This is a genomic window from Comamonas resistens (assembly GCF_030064165.1).
GTDB lineage: Bacteria > Pseudomonadota > Gammaproteobacteria > Burkholderiales > Burkholderiaceae_C > Comamonas > Comamonas resistens.
Map to the genome: position 1 here is coordinate 4,722,231 of NZ_CP125947.1, position 23,379 is coordinate 4,745,609.

Below are 23,379 nucleotides of genomic sequence, written 5' to 3' on the forward strand. Positions count from 1 at the left end.
TCGCAAAATACCTGATTTCAGTGAGTGACTCAAGGTGACAAATTGCAAAGAATTGCATCCGATGCCGATCACTTGGCGAAGGAGGTTCTCATGCATACCACTCAACACTTTCAGCAAGCACCCACGCCTCCCAGGTTTTTTCCCGTCACCAGCTCCGCTTTCAGCCTGGGCCCCCAGGGATTTCGATTTGCAGGCTGGGAGCTACGCTTGCGCTCGCGTCGCCTCATCAGCCCGGAGGGCAAGGAGGTGAGTCTGACCAAGACGGAATGCGCACTGCTGCAGGTGCTGCTGCACTGCCCGCGCCAGATCATGAGCCGCGAGCAAATCATGGACATGACCCATACCGAAGCCAATGTCTTTGACCGCGCCGTCGATGTGCAGATGCTGCGCCTGCGCCGCAAGGTCGAAGCCTGCGGCAACGCCCCGGCCTTGCTCAGGACCAAGCGCGGTGCCGGCTATTTTCTGGATGCCGATGTGCAGGTTCTGAACTGAGCCTGCCCGCACCTTTGAGAATCAGCGAAACAGCTTGGCCAGGGCCTCGCCCGGGTCAGGCGCACGCATAAATGCCTCACCGACCAGAAAGGCGTTGATACCGGCATCGCGCATGGTCTTCACATCGGTCGCGGCCAGAATGCCGGACTCGGTCACCAGCAAGCGGTCGGCCGGCACGTTCTTCTGCAGCTCCAGCGTGGTTTCGATATGGACCTCGAAATTGCGCAGATTGCGGTTGTTGATGCCCACCAGCTCGGTCTTGAGCTTGAGAGCACGCTCCAGCTCCTCGCCATCGTGCACTTCGACCAGCACGGCCATGTCCAGGCTGCGTGCGATCTGCTCCATCTCGGCCATTTGCGCGTCATCCAGGCAAGCGGCTATCAGCAAGATGGCATCGGCGCCCATGGCACGCGATTCGTAGATCTGATAGGGGTCGACCATGAAATCCTTGCGCAGCACGGGCAGCGTGGTGCTGGCACGGGCCTGCTTCAGATAGTCGGGCTGGCCCTGGAAGAACTGGCGATCCGTCAGCACGGACAGGCAGGCTGCGCTGGTCTTGCCATCGCCCACCATATAGCTCTGGGCAATCTCGGCGGGATCGAAGTTGGCGCGGATCACCCCCTTGCTGGGGCTGGCCTTCTTGACCTCGGCAATCACCGCTGCCTGGCCATGCGCAATCTTGGCGCGCAGCGCACCCACGAAGTCGCGCGTGGAAATACGGCTTTCCGCATCGCGGCGCATATCCTCCAGCGACATTTTTTTCTTCGCGGCGGCGACTTCCTGCACTTTGACGTCGCAGATTTTTTTCAAGATGTCAGACATTCTTATTCCTTGGATTCAGGGGCCGGGGCACGCACCACCTTCATGATGATGCGATGCATGGCAATGCCGACCACGATGAACAGCAGCGAGACACCCAGAACAATCCAGGTGCCCGCATCATTCCAGATGGGCGCGTCCAGCAGGCTCATGCCTGTGCGCCGAGCTTTTGCGTATAGCCCACCAGTTCCTTGAGCTTGGCCAGCGCCGCACCACTGTCGACAGCCTTTTGCGCGCGCTCCAGACCATCTTCGATCGAACTGGCCACATTGGCCGCATACAGGGCTGCGCCGGCATTCAGGCAAACGATATCGCGCGCCGGCCCTTGCTCGCCTTGCAGCACGCCCAGCAGCATGGCCTTGGATTCCTCGGGGTTCTCGACCTTGAGCGAGCGCGTGCCCGCCATGCGCAGGCCAAAGTCCTCGGGGTGGATCTCATACTCGCGCACCACGCCGTCCTTGAGTTCGCCGACCAAGGTACCCGCGCCCAGGCTGATTTCGTCCAGGCCATCGCGGCCATAAACGACCAGTGCATGCTCGGCTCCCAGGCGCTGCAGCGCACGCACCTGGATACCGACCAGGTCTTCGTGGAACACGCCCATGAGGATGTTGGGCGCACCAGCCGGGTTGGTGAGCGGGCCCAGGATGTTGAAGATGGTGCGCACTCCCAGTTCCTTGCGCACGGGCGCCACATTCTTCATGGCCGGGTGGTGGTTGGGCGCGAACATAAAGCCTATGCCCACATCGCGTATGCAATCGGCGATCTGCGCGGCGTTGAGGTTGATGTTGACGCCCAGCGCTTCCATGGCGTCGGCGCTGCCGCTCTTGCTGCTGACGCTGCGCCCGCCATGCTTGCTGACCTTGCCGCCTGCTGCCGAGATCACAAAGGTGGAGCAGGTGGAGATATTGAAGGTGTTGGCGCCGTCGCCGCCCGTGCCCACGATATCGACCAGATTCGCCCTGTCATGCACATTGACCTTGTTGGAGAACTCGCGCATCACCTCGGCGGCGGCCGAGATCTCGCCAATCGTTTCCTTCTTCACGCGCAGGCCCGTGAGGATGGAGGCCGTCATCACCGGCGAGAGCTCGCCGCGCATGATCATGCGCATCAGATGCAGCATTTCGTCGTGAAAGATTTCGCGGTGTTCGATCGTGCGTTGCAGCGCTTCCTGGGGAGTAATCATTGCCGTACCTCTCTATGCTTTTAGGAGCTGCTTGCGCTTCTCATTCATGAATTTTGAATAGTTTTCGTAGTGAAACCCATGCATGAAAAGCGCTAGCAGCTATCAGTTAATGAGTAAGCCTTGCTTGTGAACTTGACTTACTTTTGTTCAAGGAAGTTCTTCAGCATGGCATGGCCATGCTCGGTCAGGATGCTCTCTGGGTGAAACTGCACGCCCTCGATGGCCAGCGTCTTGTGACGCACGCCCTGGATTTCACCATCTTCGCTGGTCGCGGTGATTTCAAGGCAGTCGGGCAACGTATTTCTGTCAATGACCAGAGAGTGATAGCGGTTGACCGTGAACTCCTTGGGCAGATCGGCAAACACGCCTTTCTGGTCGGTGTGGATCACGCTGGTCTTGCCGTGCATTTGCTGGCCCGCACGAATGATGTCGCCGCCAAAGGCCGCGCCAATGCTCTGGTGGCCCAGGCAGACGCCCAGAATCGGCATCTTTCCGGCAAAGTGCTTGATTGCAGCCACCGAAATACCGGCCTCGTTGGGCGAGCAAGGGCCGGGCGAAATCACCAGGCGCTCAATGCCTTCACGCGCCATCAGCGCCTCGACTTCGGCCACCGTGGTTTCGTCATTGCGCACCACGGTCACCTCGGCGCCCAGTTCGCCAAAGTACTGGACGATGTTGTAGGTAAAGCTGTCGTAGTTATCGACCATCAGGATTTTCATGAACTTAAGTCCTTGATTTTATTGATTTTTTTCATTACACACACCCGCCATTACACACATCATTACACACATGGACATTTGATTGCGATGAACGAAATGCAGACAGGACTCGGAACGGGAACACGAAAGGGCGCGGAGCTAGTCGCCAGGCGCACCAGTGTGATGCGCTATGGAAGTATTCGCAGAGTTGGGCCAAACGCGGAGACCGGACGAACACGCATGAGCCCCACAGCAGCGCGGCGCGCGGGGCCTCAAGTTGACTACGGGGTAGGTGCGCTAAGGGCATCGGGCTATCTCCTCAAATCTTGGAGCCGCCGTGCCGGGAAGCTTTCTTGAAACCTTGCCTGCCGGTACGGCGGCAAGGTGCGGTCAAGACCGCGACGACATGCCGCTTCCTATTGGAAGCGCCACCACAGAGCGATGCAGGTCGAAGCGGTATGGGTCATGGACAGACCAAAAATGTATTGAAATAAGAAGCCAACAAAACCAGTCCGAACGTCTCTCGAACCGAATTCCAGCTGGCAGCCTTAATCATTTTACCACAGAAAGGCTAGCCAAAGTCCACTTCTATGAGAACGAAGAGATCCCTGCGTCGAGCACTCGAGTCGCCGAAAGAACCACTAGCAACCCTCCGCCAGCTTGTCGCTCAAAGCAGCTAAACGTGATGCTATCTCGCTATATCAGCATCCCGGCCAGATATGGGCATCGAAGGTTTTCTCTGCAAACCACTGCTTTCAAGCAATAGTTGCCGGTACTCGTAGCCTCTGAAACCGGTTGCATATCAGAGGATACCTAGATGGTTTTGCCAGGACCGCAATTTCTTACGACCCTGATAGCGTGAGCATCAATGTCGAACCCGCGTTCAGATGCTCGCCCACCACACGATCGATGACATTTTGCACATTGAGTACACGGCGGCTACCAGCAGCACGAACTGCTGAAAAGCACTCAATACCTAGTCCGAAGCGAGCCCGCTGCTCGCTTACGAGTAAAGGAAAACAGGCCGACCGATCGAATCGGCAGCAAAGGAGCCGTCCATGTAGATCTTCACCTGGAAGGAGACGGAGCATGCACGAGAACAGAAATGATGCACCGCCATCAAAGGTGTTCTACCGCCCCATCGAGGCATCCATCCGCTGGGCTGGGCTGCTGCGGTATAAGCAACTCATCCTGGCCGCGATCTCATCGCCAAGGAATCTGCCGCTGTCGCTGGACTGCCCGCGTTGGGCAGAACTACGGCTGTGCACTGACCGCATCTACGACGGCATACTCAACGGAGAACTGCCATTCGGAAAAAACGGCATCACGGTACAAGACACTTCATTGCTCGATGCCCCCGACTTGACGGTGCGCCATGTCGATCTAAAGCGTTGGATGTGCCAGCACTATCCTGAGCAGCGACCTAACTTCCTTTTTTCTCGTAGCGAGCGTATCGCACATCCTGTCATCTCTCTTGAAACTGGGCAGGCCATGCTTGTGGAACAGCTTGCCCTGAAGTCAGCCTTGGAGCATTCCAAGCGCCAACTTCGCGAGCTGCAGGACAAGCACGACGCACTGCTCAAGCAGTCCACGGTGATCCCCGCCTGCGCGCAGTGCCCGATCAGCGATCGAGCCGAAGCCACCTACCTGAACATCATCGGGGGCATGCTGGAGCTGATGCTCGGCCAGTCGCCCTCGGGCACGCCGTACTCCAGTTTCAAGACGCAGGAGGCCGTTGTCAGCGCATTGGTCGCCCATCACCACGGCGTCATGGGCATCGCCGAGCGGACATTGAACGGCAAGTTCGCCACGGCCAAGCGCCAGCTGCATAGCGCCACGCTCTGAGGATTTCCAGCTTGTATGTGCAGTCGCGGAGATTGCATTTGCAATGTCTTTCCGCAGCCATGTCTATTGAATAGAGGTCACGCCAACAAACGCCACTGAGCGTTCAGGAGTGACCGCCATGTCGCAAACACCTGTACTGCTACCCAACGAGCGCCGCATCCTGCGCCTGGAAGAAGTCGAAGCGAAATCCGGCTTCAAGCGTGCCCACATCTACAACCTGATGAAGAAACGCCAATTCCCGCAGGCGCTGCGCCTGGGTGTACGCGCCGTCGGCTGGGATTCCATCGAAATCGATCAGTGGATCGCCGAGCGCGTCAACAACCGGACCTGACCCTTCTCCCACGGACTTTCCATCCTCTCACGGAGAACGCCATGCAGGTTGTATCCATCATTTCAACGAAAGGTGGCGTCGGCAAGACCACCACGGCCGCGAACCTGGGCGGGCTCGTTGCCGACGCGGGACTGCGCGTGCTGCTGCTCGATCTTGACGTGCAACCTACCCTGTCGTCCTACTACGAACTGGGCCACCGCGCGCCTGGCGGCATCTATGAGCTGTTGGCCTTCAACGAGCGCGACCTCGGCCAGCTCGTGTCCCGCACAATCATCTCGGGCATGGATCTGGTGCTGTCCAACGACCACCGGGGCGAGTTGAACACCTTGCTGTTGCACGCACCCGATGGGCGCCTGCGACTGCGGCACCTGCTGCCGATCCTGGCTCCCCTCTACGACCTGATGCTGATCGACACCCAGGGGGCACGCTCGGTGACGCTGGAGATGGCGGTGCTCGCCTCCGATCTCGCGCTATCACCCGTAACCCCAGAAATCCTCGCCGCCCGAGAGCTGCGGCGCGGCACCATGCAGTTGCTGGAGGACATCGCCCCGTACCGGCACCTGGGCATCGAGCCGCCGCCGCTGCATCTGCTCATCAACCGGGTCCACCCGGTGTCGGCGAACGCCCGGCTGATCCAGCAGGCCCTGCGCGATCTGTTCCAGGACCACACTGGCATCCACGTGCTGGACACCGACGTGCCGGCCATCGAAGCCTATCCGCGCGCCGCGACGCGCGGCCTGCCGGTGCATCGGGTCGAGTACCGCCAGCCACCGGGCAGAGTCGCCCCCGCCGCGCTCGACAGCATGCGCGGCCTCGCTGGCGAACTATTCCCGCAATGGCAGCACCGATTTGCCACGGTGTCCGGCCGCCCGCCATTTCCTCTTGATAGCGGGAGGCCACATGGCGAACGCGCATGAACTGGCCCGAGGCCACAAGCGGCTGCGCTCCCTGATCGAGTTCGCTGTCGGCGAAGGCTGGCACGTCAAGCGCACGCCAGGCGGCCACCTCAAATTCACCAAGGCCGGCTGCGCCGCTATCTACACCAGTTCGACTGCCAGCGACCACCGGGCAGCCCTCAATGCCCGGGCGCAGATCCGCCGCGCCGAACGGGAGGTGCAGGCGTCCAATGCCCGCGGGGGGGAACCATGGCTGAAATGACCTCCCAGGACATGGCAGGCAAGCTGCTGGCCGCTGGATTCGAGCGCAGCGGCCCGTCAGCGACAGCCCTGAGTGACCCGATCGCTGACACACCCATGGTCGTGACGCTGGACCAATTGCGCCCCTACGATCACGACCCGCGCAAGAAGCGCAATCCGGCCTACGATGAAATCAAGGCATCGATCCGTGAGCGTGGCCTGGACGCGGCTCCAGCCATCACCCGGCGCCCAGGCGAGGACCGCTACATCATTCGCAACGGTGGCAACACGAGGCTTGCGATCCTGCGTGAACTGTGGTCGGAGACCAAGGATGAGCAGTACTTCCGCATATCGTGTCTTTTCCGCCCGTGGCCCGAACGTGGCGAGATCATCGCGCTTACTGGGCATCTTGCCGAAAACGAACTGCGTGGCGGCCTCACGTTCATCGAACGCGCATTGGCCATAGAGAAAGCACGCGAGTTCTACGAACTGGAAAGCGGTGCCACGCTGAGCCAGTCAGAACTGGCCCGCCGCCTCGCTGCCGACGGATACCCCGTGCAGCAATCGTACATCAGCCGCATGGCCGATGCAGTGCGCTACCTCTTGCCCTCGATTCCGACGATCCTCTATGGAGGCCTCGGCCGCCACCAGGTCGAACGCCTGTCGGTCATGCGCAAGGCCTGCATGCTCGCGTGGGAGCGGTACGCCAAAGGCCGCACCCTAGTACAGGACTTCGATGACTTCTTTCAGGAGGTGCTGTCGCAGTTCGACACGCAGGCCGACGAGTTCGCCCCCCAGCGCGTGCAGGACGAGCTGATCGGCCAAATGTCCGAACTGCTCGGCATCGCCTACGACGTACTGGCGCTCGACCTCACCGAATCCGAAAGCCGCCATCGCGCCCTGGTCAGCGATCCGACCCCACCAACGGCACCGCCCACGCTGCCTGAGGCTGGCACCATGGCACGCCCGCCCGCGGCACCAGCCCCATCGGCCCCGACGCCGGCGAACACGCCTGGGTCGCGCGAGCGCGAGGGCGGCTCTGGGACGGACGGCACACCAGCAGGAAGCCCAGTCTCTGCTCCTGGTGATCTGCTGCAGGGGCACATCGTTTCGCCTGCACCGACGACGGAGCGGCTGCAATCCATTCAGCGGATGGTCTCCGAGGAGCTGGGGGATGCGCTGCCCGATTTCTCTGCCAACGTCTTGCAGTCCATTCCCGTCCAGGCAGGCGGTCTCTACCCGATTTCCGACGTCTGGCACATCGACGCGGGCCTGGACACGCCTGATCGCCTGCGCATCCACATCGCGCAGTTCGCACGCGAGATCGCGGGCGAGGCAGGCCTCGATCAGTGCATCGAGGAACGCGCGGACAGTGTGGGCTTCGCATGCCATGCCAGCGCGCAGACCCCATCACCGCAGGGCCGCGCCGTGCTGGCATTGCTGGCGAGCCTGGCAGGCCAGAGCTTCACCGATGCTGATCTGGACGGCGGGCAGCTTGCCGCCGAGCTGCCGGCGCTGCTGCACGGCCAAGGCGATGCGAGACGCCGCTTGAGCGACACCGCGCTGGTCAAGCTGTTCCGATTGCTGCGCCTGGCCCGGCGCCTGCTGGACCTGGAATCCGGTGTCGCAGGCCCTGGGGCATGAAGGAAGGAGACCAGCATGTCCACCCCGCACCCGCTCAATCAAGCCGTCATCGCCCAGGCGCTCTACGACCTGCGCAACGGCCAACTGCGCCGCTGCAAGGCGATGGGCTTCAGCGAGGCCGAGCTGGATGCACTCAAGCATCCAGCCATGGTGAGCGTGCTGGCCAACGCCGGTGTCTCGTGGTGTTCCGTATCTGTGAACCGTGAGGTGCTCCGGCGTCTGCTCGCGCAGGCGCAGGACGTGGAGAAGGAAATCGCGACCGTCGATCGCATGCTCAGGCTGGGCGCGAGCACCGAGATGGTTAGCCGCTTCTACGGCCTGACTCACCAGGAAGTGGCGCTTCGCCGCGAAATCCTGGGCATGCCCAAGCGCAAGGGCCGCCACCCCGTGCTGGATGAGAAACAAGACACGGAACTGTGGCGGAAGTGGAAGGCCGTGACCGGCAGCAGGAACGTCGATCTCGAAGACGAGACCTCCATCCTCGATGCCGCGATGGACTTGGCCGAAGTCATGTCGCTGCCTCTGTCGGTGGTCTGGGCCTCGATCAAGGGCTGGGTCGATCAGGGACTGGGTTGAACCATGGCCGTGGACGATAGCGCACCACGTCGTGGCCCCATCCCGATCGCAGATCTGTTCGACGCTGCGCTGCAAGACCTTGCGCCCAAGCCCCAGTCCGAACCCGGCCCCAGCGCGCCTGCGGCGGCACCGACGCCCATGCCCACGTCCACGCCCAGCACGTCCGGCGATGCCTTCCTGTTCAGCGGCAACCGTCATGAAACCGTGCCGCGCCGGCTGTTTCTTGACCGTCGCCTGACGCCGCTGGAGCGAAACGCCTGGCAGGTGTTCCGGTTGATGCTCAATGACGATGGCGTGACCGCGTTCCCCACCTATGAGCAACTTCGACCGTGGCTGGCCTCAATGCCCTGCGCTGGACAGGCTTCGCATGAAACCGTGGCACGGGCGCTCACGCTGCTGCGCCTGACCCGATGGTTGAGCCTGGTGCGGCGACGGCGCGATGCCAAGACCGGCCGCATCCTCGGCAATCTCTATGTCCTCCACGATGAACCGCTGACGCCGTTCGAGGCCATGCAGCTCGACGCCGACTACCTGGCGCTGGTCAGCCAGTCCCTGGGCCACTCGGCCAAGGCCGTGCAGATCGTCGGCCTGAATACGCTCAAGGAGATAGCGGACGACCCGCTGCTCTCCGGCCGCACGCTGCCGTCACGGTTGCAGGTCCTGGCCGAGCGCCTCGCCAGCCAGGGCATCACGACCACCGAGAGTTATCCACAGCAGGAAGACATCCACGATTCCGAAGAAGGGGTCGCGAGCCTTCTTCGGAATCACGATGACCCCACTTCGGAATCCGAAGCAGGGCCGAAACCCGCACCAGACGCCTCTCTTCGGAATCCGAAGCAGGCCCGTACAGTACGTAGTAGTTGTATTAATGAAGTACGTACTACCGCGCACGCACAAGCGCAGGCGCGCGCGTTGGGCGATCTGCAATGGCCCAAGCGCTTCGCGGAACTGAAGGCAGAGCAGCAGACAGGTGCCAGGGTGGCATTGAAGCAGGTCGATACCTCACTGAGACAGGCCGTGCTGGACGAATGGGCTACGCGATGCAGCAGCCCTGGCATCCGCAATCCTGCGGGTTATCTGTTCGGCATTATCCAGCGGGCCATCCATGGCGAGTTCAATGCCTGGACCAGGAAGGATGCGCCATCGGCACCCATCTCGCCGAATGAGCAGCCACCCCCAGCGCCACCACCTCAGCCGCAGGGCAAGCCGGTGTCGCCAGAGGTCGCCAGGCAGCACATCGAACGGCTGCGCAATCTGCTCGCCAACCAGTGAGCCGGCCTGCAAGGCAGTGAAAGAGACGTCCATGGATGCCCGTGGAATTATCCCCAGGGGATAAATCTACTGAGGTCTACTACATCGAGCCGCTGCACACCAGGCTTCGATCGCCTGCGGCGGGATCGGCCTTGTCCTCTCTGATCCAGGCCTGTAGCGTCCCTTGGCGCTCGATGGAACTACCCCTTGGGGATAGGTGACATCCTCTTAGGTCTTTCTATAATATCATTTCAACATTTCGTTAACTATCACATGAAAGAGAAAATTGCACTTGCAGGCTTTTCTGCACTCTCCCACGAGGATCGTCTGCGAATCATCCGCATGCTGGTCGTCGCTGGCGCCGAGGGCATGGCTGCTGGCGCAATTGCAAGTAGCCTTGATGATGCGCAACCTTCGCGCGTTTCTTTTCATCTGAAGGAACTGGAACACGCTGGACTCGTGCAGGGGCGCCGGGAGGGCAAGTCAGTCATCTACAGCGCCAACTTCCCCGCGCTCTCAGACCTTGTTGCATTCCTGATGCACGACTGCTGCCAGGGACATTGCGCCTACTGCGACAAGGCCATCGCACTGTTTGCGAAATGCACAGGCCGCCCGACCGAGAGGGACGCATGACGCATGTAGTGACGGAGAACTGCATTCGGTGCAAGTACATGGACTGCGTGGAGGTGTGTCCTGTGGACTGCTTCTACGAAGGGGAGAACATGCTCGCCATTGACCCAGACGAGTGCATCGACTGCGCCGTCTGTGTGCCGGAGTGCTCTGCCAACGCGATCTTTCCCGATACCGTCTCAGGTCTTGAGCCCTGGCTGGAGTTGAATGCAACGTATGCCGCCCAGTGGCCGAACATCACCAGGAAAGGTGCCGTACCCACTGATGCGGATGCGTTCAACGGCATGCCGGACAAATACCACCTCTACTTCTCGCCCCGGCCAGGCCGGGCGAAGCAATGAATTCCTCAACCACTATCAGCATTCAAGGTCACCGCATGGAGAACATCAGGGCAACACTCGAAGCACGCCAAGTCTGGATTTATTTTCTTGCGATTGCGTGTGGCGCACTTCTGGGACTGACCGTGCCCGGCATGGGGACGCTGGAGGCAGCGATCAACCCTGCGCTCGCCGTCATGCTTTTTGCGACGTTTCTGCAGGTACCGCTGGCGGAGATCGGCGCGGCCCTGCGCAATGTGCGCTTCCTGGGTGCATTAGCGGTGACGAACTTTGTCATCATTCCCATCGTGGCCGCCGCGCTGGTCCAGTTCTTGCCCGCCGAGCCCATGCTCCGCCTGGCGGTGTTGTTCGTGCTGTTGGCCCCCTGCATCGACTATGTCATCACCTTCACCCACTTGGGCGGCGGTAACGCTCGTCTGCTACTGGCGATGACGCCAGTCCTGCTCGTTCTCCAAATGCTGCTGCTGCCGGTTTACTTGACCTTGGTATTGGGCAGCGAGGTCTCGAATCTCGTTGAGGTTGGTCCGTTCCTGCACGCCTTTATCTGGCTGATCGCTGTTCCACTACTGCTGGCCGCCAGTTTTCAGGCGCTGGGGCGCAAGACGTCGGCTGGTGAGCGACTGGTTGACGTTTTGAATCTGTTGCCCGTACCGGCGACCGCGATCGTACTGTTCATCGTACTGGCCTCGGTGATGCCGCAAATTGGGTTGGCGCAAGAGGCGGCATTGCGTGCCGCACCGATCTACGTGGCCTTTGCCCTGATCGCACCACTCGCAGGGCGACTCGTCACACGTAGCTTGGGTCTCGACGCTGCCTCAGCGCGGGCCGTGTCGTTTTCCGCGTCGTACCGAAATTCGTTGGTCATCCTGCCATTGGCCTTTGTCGTGCCCGGCGGGGTGCCACTGCTACCGGCCGTGATTCTGACGCAGACCATTGTCGAACTGTGCTTCATGCCGATTTACGTGCGTTGGATACCTCTCCTTGCCAAGGCCGAGACCGGAGCATCGGCAGCGTAAACAACTGGTATTGCTTGGACACCGGCGGCTCGAAAGACCTCGGTAGCAGATCAAACCGATATCGCCAGAAGTCGCCAGGCAGCACATCGAGCGGCTGCGCAATCTGCTCGCCAAACAGTGAGCCGACCTGCAAGGCAGTGAAAGTAGACGCCCATGGATGCCCGTGGAATTATCCCCAGGGGATAAATCTACTGAGGTCTACAACATCGAGCCGCTGCACACCAGGCGCGAGACATGCCTTGTCCGCGCTGATGCAGCGCCTGAAGCGTTCCTTGGCGCTCGATGGAACTATCCCCAGGGGATAGCTCTCGCCACATCAGCCCACCACGCCTTGAACCGGTGACAGGCGGGTTTCGGTTTGTTGACTGACTGCCTTCCGCTTCCTGCCGAAGCTGTCCGCTCCTTTTCCCAAAACGAGCGGACACCATGGCAACTGAACCTCTACAACTGAATCTCGGGGCCTTGCGCAGCGCAATGTCGCTGACGCTGCACACGCACCACGCTTCCCGCATCTGGCACGGCCGCGCCGCTGCCGAAGGGCGACCCGGCATCGTCGGCCTGAACGGCTACATCGCCCAGATGAACAAGATGCGGCGCGGCTCGGAACAGGACGACCCGTATTCGGACTGGTGGATGCTGCGCATCGAGGACAAGCTCGACCAGACCAAGACCACGCTGCAATCGCTGCGCGAACAGGTGGATCAGGCGCTGGCCGGTGTCCCCGCCGCATTGAGCCTGGGCGAAAACCTCAACGTCCAGCCCGTCAAGCTGCCGCTGTTCGTCAATGCGCAGTTGGGCTTTGCCGCCGTCTATCTGCTGGCCGACTACGACGACATCGCACGCAAGCTCATCCTCGCGCATCACACTGCACTGATTGATCGGTCGACGCTCGAACGCTGGCTCAACGAAGGGGCGCACGCGCTGCGTAGTCTTTTCAGCCTGGCCCAGCAGTACCGCTTTTCGGGCTGCACCCGCGATGACTTCGCTTCGAAGAACGCTGCAGCGCGAGCGGCGCTGGAGAAGTTCGGCGAGCTGCCGCAGGACGTGCTGGTAGGCACGCGCCGCTCGAAGTTTGCGCCACCCATCGTGCGCCGTGGCCTGCAGCAACACGGTGATGGAACTGCCGCAGCACCTTCGGCCGACGAAGAAACACCTACCGCCGAGCCGATCGAGGGCAACACCGGCGAGGACGAGTCGGCATGAGCGACCCGAACCGCGAAACCCTCTACTTCCGGGATCTGCAACAGACTGCCTTCATGCGGCTGGAACACGCAGCCTCTCTAAAAGGCCTTTTAAAGCCTTTTAAAGGTAAAGGGGACTTGGAGGACTGGGCCAGCCAGTGCTTCGCCATGCGCGACGAGTTGATTGGCCTGGCGCAGCGACAGGTACTGCAACAGACTGGCGGACATCCCTTCCATCTGTTGCGCGTGGAACTGGCCCAGCAAACCACTGGCGCAGGTACGACGTTTTTGCGCTGGCGCAGGCACGACAGGTCAGCCATGGGCGTGTCCCTGTGGCAGGAACTGATGGCGAGCACCACCACGCCGGTCAACCTGCTGGCCGATCTGCACGCCATCGAGCTTCAGCGCATCACGCTCAACATGCAGATCAGCCTGTTGCACACCTTGGGCAGGCAAGCGCAGGACTGCGCCAGCAAGGCCGCCGAGGCGGAAAACGCATACCTACGCCGGCTCAAGGCAACCCCACCCGCTATGCGCGATCGCTGATCGCGCTGGGCAACCCAGCGCCCGCGGCCGATCAGGTGCGGGTATTTCAACCACCATGGAGATTGCAACATGAGCACGCATTTTTCGGGCGAAGGCAACATCGGCTCTGCGCCGGAGTACCGCGAATTCCCCAGCGGCAACGACGAACCGCGGCGCTTGCTGCGGCTGAACGTCTATTTCGACAACCCCGTCCCCACCAAGGGCGGTGACTTCGAGGACCGCGGCGGCTTCTGGGCTCCCGTCGAAATCTGGCACCGCGACGCCGCGCACTGGAAGGACCTCTACCAGAAGGGCATGCGTGTGCTGGTGGTCGGCCGCATGGAGCGCGAACCCTGGACGGACAACGACGAGCAGCCACGGGAGACCTGGCAGATCAACGCGCGCAGCGTGGCCATCCTTCCGTACCGCATCGAGTCTGTGACCCTCAGCCCGAAGCCGCAGCAGGAGGCAGAACCGAAGCCCCAGGCCAACGACGAACCGACTGCGCCGAAAGAGACCAGGCAGCGCAAGAAGTGACCTGAATGGAGGGCGGCCAGCATGCTTCGCCGTCCTCCATGCATTCAGCGGTTCGAGGTCGTAGACCTCAGTAGATTTATCCCCAGGGGATAATTCCATGGAAGTCCACTGACTTCCACGCGCTCCCGGAAATCGCGGCTCCCGCCGTACACACCTTCGGCCGCTCCCACTCCCATTCCCGCCATTCCATCCCTTGAAAGCGGTCGCCACCGGATGCGGCTTGTTTGCTGCTGCCTCTGGCGGTGCTCGGCATTCTCGATTCCAGCAACTCCATGAACTACGGGAATCGGATGGACGGACATGCGGCTGTTCTTGTGCGAGAAGCCCTCCCAGGGCAAGGATATCGGCCGGATTCTCGGCGCGACGCAGCGCGGTGAAGGCTGTCTCAGCGGCTCCGGCGTCACCGTCACCTGGTGCATCGGTCATCTTGTAGAAGCGGCAGCACCCGAGGTCTATGACGCAGCCCTCAAGCGCTGGTCGCTGGAACAGTTGCCGATCATTCCCCAGCAATGGCGGGTCGAGGTCAAACCGAAGACCGCCACGCAATTCAAGGTCGTCAAGGCTCTTCTGTCGAAAACGACCCATCTCGTCATCGCCACCGATGCCGACCGCGAAGGCGAGTTGATCGCCCGCGAGATCATCGAACTCTGCGGTTACCGAGGTCCCATCGAGCGGCTGTGGCTGTCGGCGCTCAACGATGCGTCGATCCGCACCGCGCTCGGCAAGATGCGGCCCTCGTCCGACACGCTGCCGATGTACTACTCGGCGCTGGCACGTTCACGGGCCGACTGGCTCGTGGGCATGAACCTCAGCCGGTTGTTCACGGTGCTTGGCCGACAGGCGGGCTATGACGGTGTGCTTTCGGTTGGCCGCGTCCAGACGCCAACGCTCAAATTGGTCGTGGACCGCGACCGCGAGATTGCAGCGTTCAAATCGGCACCGTTCTGGGTCATCGACGTGTCCCTGTCCGCTGGCGGCCAGGCTTTCAGCGCGCAGTGGGTGCCACCCGATGGCTGCACCGACGACACGGGGCGATGCGTGCAACAGCAAATCGCCCAGCAAGCCGCGCAGCACATCCGCGCAGCGGGTGCTGCCCAGGTGGTATCGGTCGAGACTGAGCGCGTGCGCGAAGGTCCGCCGCTGCTGTTCGATTTGGGCACCTTGCAAGAAGTCTGTTCCAAGCAGCTTGGGCTCGACGTTCAGGAGACCCTGGAGATCGCCCAAGCCTTGTACGAAACGCACAAAGCCACCACGTACCCGCGTTCGGATTCCGGCTATCTGCCCGAAAGCATGTTCGCCGAAGTGCCCACGGTCCTGGACAGCCTGCTCAAGACTGATTCCACGCTGCGACCGATCATGGAACAGCTTGATCGCTCCCAGCGCTCGCGCGCCTGGAACGATGGCAAGGTCACGGCCCACCACGGCATCATCCCCACCCTGGAGCCTGCCAACCTCTCAGCCATGAGCGAGAAGGAACTGGCGGTGTACCGGCTGATCCGGGCGCATTACCTTGCGCAGTTTCTGCCTCATCACGAGTTCGACCGCACCGTCGCCGAGCTTTCCTGCGGCCAGCAGAAGCTGGCGGCCACCGGAAAGCAGGTGGTCGTCAAGGGCTGGCGCCTGGTGCTGGCCGAGCCTGAACGTGAAGGTGGTGAGGACGAGGATGGTGAAGTCACAGCGCGCAGCCAGGTACTCCCCGCGCTGCGTGAAGGCCTGGCGTGCCAGGTGGCTCAGGCTGAGATCAAGGCGCTCAAGACGCTGCCGCCCAAGCCCTATACCCAGGGCGAACTGGTCAAGTCGATGAAAGGCGTTGCGCGCTTCGTCACCGACCCGCGCTTGAAACAGAAGCTCAAGGACACGACGGGCATCGGCACCGAAGCTACGCGCGCCAACATCATCACCGGCCTGCTGACTCGGGGCTATCTTGTGAAGAAAGGTCGTTCCATCCGCGCATCGGAGGCCGCTTTCACGCTGATCGACGCCGTGCCCACCGCGATTGCCGACCCCGGTACGACGGCGGTGTGGGAGCAGGCGCTCGACATGATCGAGGCCGGCCAGCTCACACTGGACGTGTTCATCGGCAAGCAGGCCTCGTGGATTTCGCAACTGATCGCGCAGTACGGCAGCACTTCGCTGTCCATCAAGGTTCCCCACGGACCGCCTTGCCCGCAGTGCGGCGCTCCCACGCGCCAGCGCACCGGTAAGACAGGCCCCTTTTGGTCATGCAGTCGCTACCCCGACTGCAAAGGCACGCTGCCGGTCGAATCCGACGCGTCCAAGCCTGGCGCCTCGCGCACCCCACGCCGTAACATTACGAGCCGCAAAGGTGCCTGACCGACCCCGTTCCCCCTGAGCCGTCCCCGCCATCGGCGGTAGGCCCGTGTCCCGCATGCCCTGCGGGACGTCCAGCGCGCATTGCCTTCCCGATTCGTGTGCGCGTCCCGCCCGGCCATTCCCGGCCGTGGGACCTGAAGGTGGCTTCTCCCGCGAACAGCGCTGCGCGCGTTCTCCTGCTCCGCGTTCATTCCGCCCCTGCGAAGGGTCCCCCGATGGCTTGCCTCTCCAGGCTGCGAACCATCGGGAGACCCTTCGTGGTCAGCGGTATTCAGTGCCGTGCCCAACGGCGAAAAACTGGGCTCCATTTGTGCGCGGATGTGCGCCAGACGATGCCGGCGCCAACCACGATATGCGCCGGGTGTGATTGCTTGATAAGCAGACGGTTTTAACGACGACCGTACCTGCCGATCAGCCCACGGGTGGTTCTGTCCTCCCGAGCCGAAGGCCGCAGTGCCTTCGGCAACTTTCTCCTGCCCATCAACGTCCCGGCCCGCCTTGACTCCAGTTCAAGCCCTGGGCCACACGAACAGGAGACCCAACATGAACCCGCAACCTCGCACCCCACGCGGCGCGCCCCAGGCCGCGCCACTGCTGTACGGCAGCGTGTGCAGCGGCATCGAGGCCGTGAGCCTCGCCTGGCAACCCCTCGGCCTCAAAGCCGCGTGGTTCGCCGAAATCGAGCCGTTCCCGAGCGCCGTGCTCGCCCACCGTTACCCCCACGTGCCGAACCTCGGCGACATGACCGCGATCGCCCGCCTGGTGCGCGCCGGCACCGTGCCGGCACCCGACATCCTGGTCGGCGGCACGCCGTGCCAGTCGTTCAGCGTGGCCGGTAGCCGTCGCGGGCTGGATGACCCGCGCGGAGCCCTTTCCCTTGCCTATGTGGAGCTTGCAAATGCCATTGACCAAACCCGCCACCAAGACCGCCGCCCGCCGGCAACCATCGTCTGGGAAAACGTCCCGGGCGTCCTCAACGACCGCAGCAATGCTTTCGGCCACTTTCTGGGAGCACTTGCCGGCGAAAGCCGTGCGCTCGAACCGCCAGGGGACAAGTGGGCGTACGCAGGTTGTGTGTCTGGACCCCGGCGCCGCATCGCGTGGAGGGTGCTCGACGCTCAACATTTCGGTGTCGCCCAACGCCGCAAGCGCGTGTTTCTTGTTGCAAGTGGTGGAGATGACCTCGATCCCGCCGAAGTACTTTTTGAGCGCGCTGGCGTGCTCGGGGATTCTTCTTCGGGCAGCGCGCCGTGGCAAGAAGCTGCCCGCGCTGCTGGATCTGGCGCTCAAGCAGCAGGCAGCGGGTACGCAGGACTAACGCAACCCTACGGCAAGGTCACGACGACGTTCGGGTTCAGTGGCGGCACCGGACCCGCCAATGTCGCGGCATGCCTGATGGCTGCTGGCCCCAAGCATGACATTTGCACCGAGACGTTCATGGTGCAGACGATCGCAGGCAACATCACTCACACCCTGAACACCGCCAACAACGGCAAGGGCAGCAGCGAGGACGGCACGGGTAAAGGTGTGCCAATCATTGCCTTCACTGCTGAGGATTGCGGTGCTGATGCCACGGTTGATCGGACGCCGACGGTGCGCGCGAGCGTACATGCTGCAATTGCTTTCGCGCAGAACTCGCGGGGTGAGCTACGGCTGGAGTCTGGGCATGGTCAGGTAGCCGGAACGCTTTCCACGGGGGGCGGCAAACCAGGTCAAGGCCGTCCCATGGTGGTTAGCGTGGCGCTGCGCGGCCGTCCCCAAGGCCTCGCGGCTGAATTGGGCGGCAGCGTGGCGGCCGCATTGCGCACCAGCAGCGGCGGTGCCGACAAGCCCCATGTGCTGGCCCCCGACTTCGAGGCACATTTCCACTACGACTGGAACGACCCCGGCCCCGGCGACTGGTCGCACTGGCGGGTGCGGCGGCTGATGCCTGTGGAATGCGAGCGGCTGCAAGGCATGCCCGACGACTACACGCTGATCCCGTACCGTGGCAAGCCCGCCACCGACGCTCCGCGCTACAAAGCCATCGGCAACTCCATGGCCGTCCCGTGCGTTGCCTGGCTGGGCCAACGGCTGGTGCAGCACCTGCACAAGACGGGCGAAACCGATTCGGATTGATGCAAGACGCCAGCGGTGGCTGACGCCATTCTCATCCCTGCATAGCCGAAGCATCGGCGACTGCCAGCAGCCACGGTCTTTCAGGCTGCGCCGCGGATTCTCCCGCGTCGACCTCCTTGTCCGCATCGCACTGTGCCGCGGACACGCGCCCAGCCTGGGCGTTGGTGCTGCATCTCCAACGGGCCTATCCGCCCATTCCCCCTAGACCGGCCATTACCGCCCGGCACGCCATCGCGGCGGGCTTCGGTGTACGCCGCTTCCATCTCCGCGCCAGACCGGCGCACCACCTCATCCAAGGAACCATGCCATGACCACCATCCGTCTTCAGACGAACCAGAACCGCCTGATCGAAACTTTTCGCCATGCGTTCACCCAGGCCTCGATGCTGGGCGAGCTGCTACAGAATGCCCGGCGCGCGAAAGCCCGCCACATCCACATCACCGCCGAAGGCGACACGCTCACCGTCAGCGACGACGGCGAAGGCATCGCCAACCTTCAGACCCTCATCTGCATCGCCGAATCAGGCTGGGACGAGGAACTGAAAGCCCGCGAAAACCCCTTCGGCATCGGTGTCCTCTCCACGCTGTACTTCGCACGCAGTCTGCGCGCGCATTCACTTGATATGGCCTTTCGTGCCACCACCGCCGCGATCATCAACGGCGAGGACATCGACGTGATTGCCGCGCCAGCGCGCATCGGCACCGAGATCCGCTTGTGCGGTGTCGAGCCCCCGTACAAGGGCCCGACACTGACCCAGTGGGTCGCGCAGCAACTGGTGCGGCTGTGCGAAGCCTTCCCCGTCCCCGTGACATTCAACGGTACAGAGGTCGAGCGCCCGCTATCGCGCCCAGGCTTGGCCTGGCGGGAAACAGACGTCGGCCAAATTCTCATCGATCTGGAAGGAGCGCCGTCACAGTACCGCTGCTATCTCCAGGGACTTCCCATCGGAAGGTGGCCATCCTCGCAGTTGCACCAGATCGTGATGTTGCGCGACGACATGATCGCCCGCCCACCGGATCGCCAGCACCTGCTCCATGAAGAAGAGGATGGCAAGCGCATCCAGGCAGCGGTCGATCAGGCCTTCCGCAAGGCGTTGATCGAAGCAAAGGAGAAACTGTCCGGGGTCGATTTCGTGACGCTGTATGCATCCACGTGCCTGTCCTCATCGAACGCCGACCTGCTCAACAGCATTCCCTTTGTGCCACGCAGTTGGTTCCGTGACTGGGCCCATGAGCCGCCGGGCTTTCGCAGTCACTGGGGCAGGTACTGGGATAGGCCCCACGCTGAGGGTGTGGTCGTTCAGGAAGAGCTCCAAGAGGCCGGTGTCTGGTCTATCGACGCCGAAGACGATGAAGATGTACCAACCGCCGAGGTCTACCTGGCGGCCCGACAGGCTTTCCTGCTGGAGGAACATCGTCTCAGTGGTGATCATTGGCTGATGGATTTGGTTCGCTACGCAGACCCGGATCAGGTTGGCATCCACCATGGTGAAGTTCTCCACGTGGACGACAGCTTGCCATTCAACGGCGACATCGTTGGCGTCACCCTGGTCGGAACCTTGTCCGCCAGCCTTGGCGAGGACACCCGCGAATACGCGGTATCTGCCATCCGCAGGCACGGTCGACTCTACGTAACACCCCATGCGAGTGGCGCCACACTGCTGTTGTCCGACTACATCTTCGATGACCGCTACGACGAAGGTCGGGAAGATGAGGATGCACTGACCATCGCCACGTTCATCGCGGTCGGCTGCTCGGTTTCGCCTGCCCGTGCCATCGAGGAACTGCTGCCCAGGTCCTGGCGATACACCCCGCAGTCCAAGCTCGTCGGTGCCACCGTGCACCTGAGTTTCGATGCCGATGGCAAGCTCGCCAGCGTGCAGTGATCCTCCTTTGCAGCTCCCTTCGGGGAGCTGTTTTTCTTGGGGCCAATCCGGTGGCGATGAATTCAGATTGCCGGATGACGCACGGCGGCGCTGCGCCGATGCTCCATCGCATGTGTTGCTGCTGTCGCAGCGCCATGCCCGCAGCCAGGGTGTCCAGGCTGCCGTGGGTTTCCACCACGTCACCCGCCAGTTCGCCCCGGCATCTCACCGGCGAACGCTGCCCACCGGGCATCGATGCCTCCTTTCTCCAACCCACGGGATGGTCGCCACATCCCGCCAGGGGCGTGTCGCCACCCGGTCAATTTCAGGACTTTCCATGGAAAACATTACCAACCAAGACCGCATCACGCTGAAGAATCTCAAGGTGGCAGACTTCGCAAGCGAAGAGACTCTGTGCTTCACCGCCACTGTGATCTTCGACGGCAAGCCTGTCGCCACTGCCAGCAACGACGGACATGGTGGCTCCACCCGCCTGCTCGCGCTGGAAGGCCAGCGTGACCGCTTCACCGAGGCAGAAGCCTTTGCCGCCAGCCTGCCACCGGACGTCACCGAGTACGACGACCCCAACGACAGGTCGCGCCGGTTCACCATCGACATCACGCTGGACTATCTGGTCGATGGACTGGCCAACGCCATCCACGCCGACCGCAAGCTGCGTACTTCGTTCAACCGCGACGTCGGCAACAAGGTGCTGTTCATCAAGGACGGCAAACTGCTGTTCATCAAAGGCATCAAGCTCAAGGCCATCGCTGACCGCAAGACGTACTTCGCGTCGCTGCGCACCCGCCAGGCCCAGCCCATCGTGATCCTCGCCGAGCTTCCGCCCGAGCAGGCATTCGACCTGTGGAAGCAGCATGTCCTGGGCGACAAGCCCGACTGACCCGGTGCCTTTGCACCGTCCTGACAGCCTCGCGTGACGCGGGGCTGTTTTTTTCGCTATTCGCATGAATCGGGGCCAGGCCGGATGCGGTTTTCCAACTGACGCAGCGCGGCCCGCGCACGAAGCTGCCCGCATGTTCGCTGATTCGTCAGCACATGCCAGCAGCCAGGGTTCCAGGCTGCGCGGAGTTCGCTCCGTACAACCCACCAGTCCGCCCAGCATCGTCCTGCGGACGAGCGTCCTCGCGACGCCGATGCATCTTTCTCAACCCCAGCGGGAGCCGCCATCCCGCCTAGGCGTGGTCGCCTCGCATCTTTCAAGGAGTCCGACCATGCCAAACGCCTCTTTCGGCGAACTCGCCTTGTTCCATACCGGCAAGCAATTGCCGCTTCAAGTCCTGCCTAGCGCCGCCGGTCATTACATCGGGACGCGCGATTCCCAAGGGCCTGTCTCGCGGGAATCCCGCGAGTACTTCCGCAGCTCTGCCGCTGCGGAACGCGCCCTCGCAAGAGGCGGCTGGTCTCAGCTCGCCATCCCTTGATCCACTCAGTAAGGAATCTCTCATGAGCCAGCTTCCCCTGGAAGTTGCCGAAGAGATCGCACGGGAGCAGCAGCACTTCGCTGCTGCGCCCGATGCCTTCTTCAAGGCATGGAAACGTGGTGTACAGATCGCCGGCCCCCGGTGGTTCGGTGACGGCACCCAAGAGGGCTTTGAGCAGGCCCGCGACAAATGGGCCTTGTGCCCGGACATGCCGCGGATCAGCAAGGCCCTGGGCGTCCTGAGCGCCGGGGAGCGCATGTTCCTCGCCGCGATGGTGAGCTTCTACAACGCCCACAGGAGCGCGCCTTTGCTGCGCCGCTGCGGGTTTGAAGGCCTGTCCGACCTGAGCGGCCTCGACCTTGCACGCCGCCAGGTCATTGCCAGCCTGGTGCTGCACTACAACGGCTGGTAAGACCCTTGCGGGTCTCGCCGCCATTCCTCTCCGCCCCGAACGAGGGACACGCACCCTCCGGGGCCGTGTCCCTCCGACACTACAACCATTTGTATGTCCTTGCCAACTGCGGCCTGATCGAGGTGTTAAAGGCGCTGGGCGACTTCAGCGATTTCGGCGAATAGACCGGAATTTCTTCTTTTTCCCCCTTGCGGATGCTCTGTCCGCAGGGGCTGGCTCCGCTCATTTCTCGAAAGGAGCCACCATGGCAAACAACTACTACGAAGGCACCGGCGTGCTCATGCTCGACCGCGTGACCCCCATCATCAAAGCGCTGTTCAGCGGCTTCAAGCTGGACGAAAACTACCCCGGTAACGGGCAGGCCTACATCGCCCAGATCTCCGAAACCAACAATCCTCAATGGGACGATGTCTTTGGCGGCCTGGAAGATTTGGCCGCGCAGCTTGGCGCCCCCATGCCCAAGGACGAAGGATCGGAAGACGAAGGTTTGCCGATCCCGCAGGCCATCGAACGGCTGGCCGAGTTCTTCGGCAGCAGCAAGGACGCAGAACTGGCGAACCTGATCGAACACCATAACTTCGAGGACGGTGCCGATCTCGACGCACTGCTTTTGATCGCAACCTGCCTGGACGACGGCCATCACCTGACCGCCATTCAATACGAGGGGTGCTGGTATTGCAGCAAACCGCGATTGTTCGAGTTTGGTGGCGACGGCTGCTATCTGAGCCGGGAGGTTCAGGTCGTCAGAGCATCTTCACGGGCACGCCAACTCGGCGACCAACTGCGCAAAGCCATTCTGGCCGCCGACGCAGAAGAAGCCTCGGCCGTGATTGCACTGGAGGCCGGCAGCCTGCTCGCCGGCATCAATGACGAGCGATTTCGCATGAATGTACGTCGACGCGTTGCAGAACGGCTGGCCCAAGCGCCAGTAATCAGCGCCGTCTGACGCAGTTTCCACTTTAACCCACCGGGTGCCATTCTCGGTGACGGGAATTGGCTCCATTATT

At 62.1% G+C, this 23,379-nt stretch carries 25 protein-coding genes; 21 read left to right on the top strand and 4 right to left on the bottom strand.

Annotation, left to right across the window (positions count from 1 at the left end; translation table 11 throughout):
* Nucleotides 1-90 precede the first annotated feature (90 nt).
* Nucleotides 91-492 carry a winged helix-turn-helix domain-containing protein gene (locus tag QMY55_RS21965; protein WP_283486221.1) on the top strand — a complete coding sequence of 134 codons (402 nt, stop codon included), beginning with the start codon at nt 91-93 and terminating at the stop codon, nt 490-492.
* A gap of 21 nt (nt 493-513) precedes the next feature.
* Here QMY55_RS21965 and trpC read toward each other — a convergent pair whose 3' ends face one another.
* The 4 genes from trpC to QMY55_RS21985 form a co-directional block, all read right to left on the bottom strand.
* Nucleotides 514-1,314, bottom strand: coding sequence for an indole-3-glycerol phosphate synthase TrpC (gene trpC / locus QMY55_RS21970; RefSeq protein ID WP_283486222.1), 801 nt, complete (start codon nt 1,312-1,314; stop codon nt 514-516).
* A 2-nt stretch (nt 1,315-1,316) separates the two neighbouring features.
* Nucleotides 1,317-1,463, bottom strand: coding sequence for a hypothetical protein (locus QMY55_RS21975; protein ID WP_283486223.1), 147 nt, complete (start codon nt 1,461-1,463; stop codon nt 1,317-1,319).
* Entirely contained in the window at nt 1,460-2,494 is a 1,035-nt protein-coding gene (trpD, locus tag QMY55_RS21980) for an anthranilate phosphoribosyltransferase (RefSeq protein WP_283486224.1), read from the bottom strand. Before trpD ends, QMY55_RS21975 begins: the two co-directional genes overlap by 4 nt.
* A gap of 137 nt (nt 2,495-2,631) precedes the next feature.
* Nucleotides 2,632-3,213, bottom strand: coding sequence for an anthranilate synthase component II (locus QMY55_RS21985; protein ID WP_283486225.1), 582 nt, complete (start codon nt 3,211-3,213; stop codon nt 2,632-2,634).
* Nucleotides 3,214-4,281: 1,068 nt separating this feature from the next.
* On the opposite strand from QMY55_RS21985, the gene QMY55_RS21990 reads away from it, so the two are divergent.
* The 20 genes from QMY55_RS21990 to QMY55_RS22085 all read left to right on the top strand — a co-directional run bounded on the left by QMY55_RS21990 (nt 4,282) and on the right by QMY55_RS22085 (nt 23,318).
* A complete protein-coding gene (locus QMY55_RS21990; RefSeq protein WP_283486226.1) occupies nt 4,282-5,037 on the top strand; it encodes a hypothetical protein in 756 nt (251 codons plus the stop codon).
* Nucleotides 5,038-5,155: 118 nt separating this feature from the next.
* Nucleotides 5,156-5,368 carry an AlpA family transcriptional regulator gene (locus QMY55_RS21995; RefSeq protein ID WP_283486227.1) on the top strand — a complete coding sequence of 71 codons (213 nt, stop codon included), beginning with the start codon at nt 5,156-5,158 and terminating at the stop codon, nt 5,366-5,368.
* Nucleotides 5,369-5,409: 41 nt separating this feature from the next.
* A complete protein-coding gene (locus QMY55_RS22000) occupies nt 5,410-6,285 on the top strand; it encodes a ParA family protein (RefSeq protein ID WP_283486228.1) in 876 nt (291 codons plus the stop codon).
* Nucleotides 6,269-6,526 (top strand): type II toxin-antitoxin system HicA family toxin, encoded by a 258-nt coding sequence (locus tag QMY55_RS22005; RefSeq protein ID WP_283486229.1) that lies wholly within the window; start codon nt 6,269-6,271, stop codon nt 6,524-6,526. Before QMY55_RS22000 ends, QMY55_RS22005 begins: the two co-directional genes overlap by 17 nt.
* Nucleotides 6,514-8,148 carry a ParB family protein gene (locus tag QMY55_RS22010; protein ID WP_283486230.1) on the top strand — a complete coding sequence of 545 codons (1,635 nt, stop codon included), beginning with the start codon at nt 6,514-6,516 and terminating at the stop codon, nt 8,146-8,148. Before QMY55_RS22005 ends, QMY55_RS22010 begins: the two co-directional genes overlap by 13 nt.
* 15 nt (nt 8,149-8,163) lie before the next feature.
* Nucleotides 8,164-8,724, top strand: a complete 561-nt coding sequence (locus QMY55_RS22015; protein ID WP_283486231.1) for a DUF2857 domain-containing protein — start codon at nt 8,164-8,166, stop codon at nt 8,722-8,724.
* Between the two features lie 3 nt (nt 8,725-8,727).
* The gene (locus tag QMY55_RS22020; RefSeq protein WP_283486232.1) at nt 8,728-9,996 is read left to right on the top strand and encodes an STY4528 family pathogenicity island replication protein; all 1,269 of its coding nucleotides are present in this window, start codon (nt 8,728-8,730) and stop codon (nt 9,994-9,996) included.
* 252 nt (nt 9,997-10,248) lie between these two features.
* A complete protein-coding gene (locus tag QMY55_RS22025; protein ID WP_283486233.1) occupies nt 10,249-10,608 on the top strand; it encodes an ArsR/SmtB family transcription factor in 360 nt (119 codons plus the stop codon).
* Nucleotides 10,605-10,946: a ferredoxin FdxA gene (gene fdxA, locus QMY55_RS22030; RefSeq protein WP_283486234.1), complete on the top strand. Its 342-nt coding sequence runs from the start codon at nt 10,605-10,607 to the stop codon at nt 10,944-10,946. Before QMY55_RS22025 ends, fdxA begins: the two co-directional genes overlap by 4 nt.
* Nucleotides 10,947-10,981: 35 nt before the next feature.
* On the top strand, nt 10,982-11,959 hold the full coding sequence (locus QMY55_RS22035) for an arsenic resistance protein (protein ID WP_283489033.1): 978 nt from the start codon (nt 10,982-10,984) through the stop codon (nt 11,957-11,959).
* Between the two features lie 426 nt (nt 11,960-12,385).
* Complete coding sequence (locus QMY55_RS22040) at nt 12,386-13,162, top strand: PFL_4669 family integrating conjugative element protein (protein ID WP_283486235.1); 777 nt, start codon at nt 12,386-12,388, stop codon at nt 13,160-13,162.
* Nucleotides 13,159-13,686 (top strand): DUF3158 family protein, encoded by a 528-nt coding sequence (locus QMY55_RS22045; protein WP_283486236.1) that lies wholly within the window; start codon nt 13,159-13,161, stop codon nt 13,684-13,686. The genes QMY55_RS22040 and QMY55_RS22045 overlap by 4 nt, the downstream gene beginning before the upstream one ends.
* Before the next feature lie 69 nt (nt 13,687-13,755).
* Nucleotides 13,756-14,202, top strand: a complete 447-nt coding sequence (locus QMY55_RS22050; RefSeq protein WP_283486237.1) for a single-stranded DNA-binding protein — start codon at nt 13,756-13,758, stop codon at nt 14,200-14,202.
* Nucleotides 14,203-14,502: 300 nt separating this feature from the next.
* Nucleotides 14,503-16,536 (top strand): DNA topoisomerase III, encoded by a 2,034-nt coding sequence (locus tag QMY55_RS22055; protein WP_283486238.1) that lies wholly within the window; start codon nt 14,503-14,505, stop codon nt 16,534-16,536.
* Between the two features lie 543 nt (nt 16,537-17,079).
* Entirely contained in the window at nt 17,080-18,654 is a 1,575-nt protein-coding gene (locus tag QMY55_RS22060; protein WP_283486239.1) for a DNA cytosine methyltransferase, read from the top strand.
* A gap of 307 nt (nt 18,655-18,961) precedes the next feature.
* Entirely contained in the window at nt 18,962-20,539 is a 1,578-nt protein-coding gene (locus QMY55_RS22065) for an ATP-binding protein (RefSeq protein WP_283486240.1), read from the top strand.
* A 316-nt stretch (nt 20,540-20,855) separates the two neighbouring features.
* Nucleotides 20,856-21,419, top strand: coding sequence for a hypothetical protein (locus QMY55_RS22070; protein ID WP_283486241.1), 564 nt, complete (start codon nt 20,856-20,858; stop codon nt 21,417-21,419).
* Nucleotides 21,420-21,750: 331 nt separating this feature from the next.
* Entirely contained in the window at nt 21,751-21,960 is a 210-nt protein-coding gene (locus tag QMY55_RS22075) for a hypothetical protein (protein ID WP_283486242.1), read from the top strand.
* Between the two features lie 22 nt (nt 21,961-21,982).
* Nucleotides 21,983-22,372, top strand: coding sequence for a hypothetical protein (locus QMY55_RS22080; RefSeq protein ID WP_283486243.1), 390 nt, complete (start codon nt 21,983-21,985; stop codon nt 22,370-22,372).
* Between the two features lie 244 nt (nt 22,373-22,616).
* A complete protein-coding gene (locus QMY55_RS22085; RefSeq protein WP_283486244.1) occupies nt 22,617-23,318 on the top strand; it encodes a hypothetical protein in 702 nt (233 codons plus the stop codon).
* Nucleotides 23,319-23,379 lie beyond the last annotated feature (61 nt).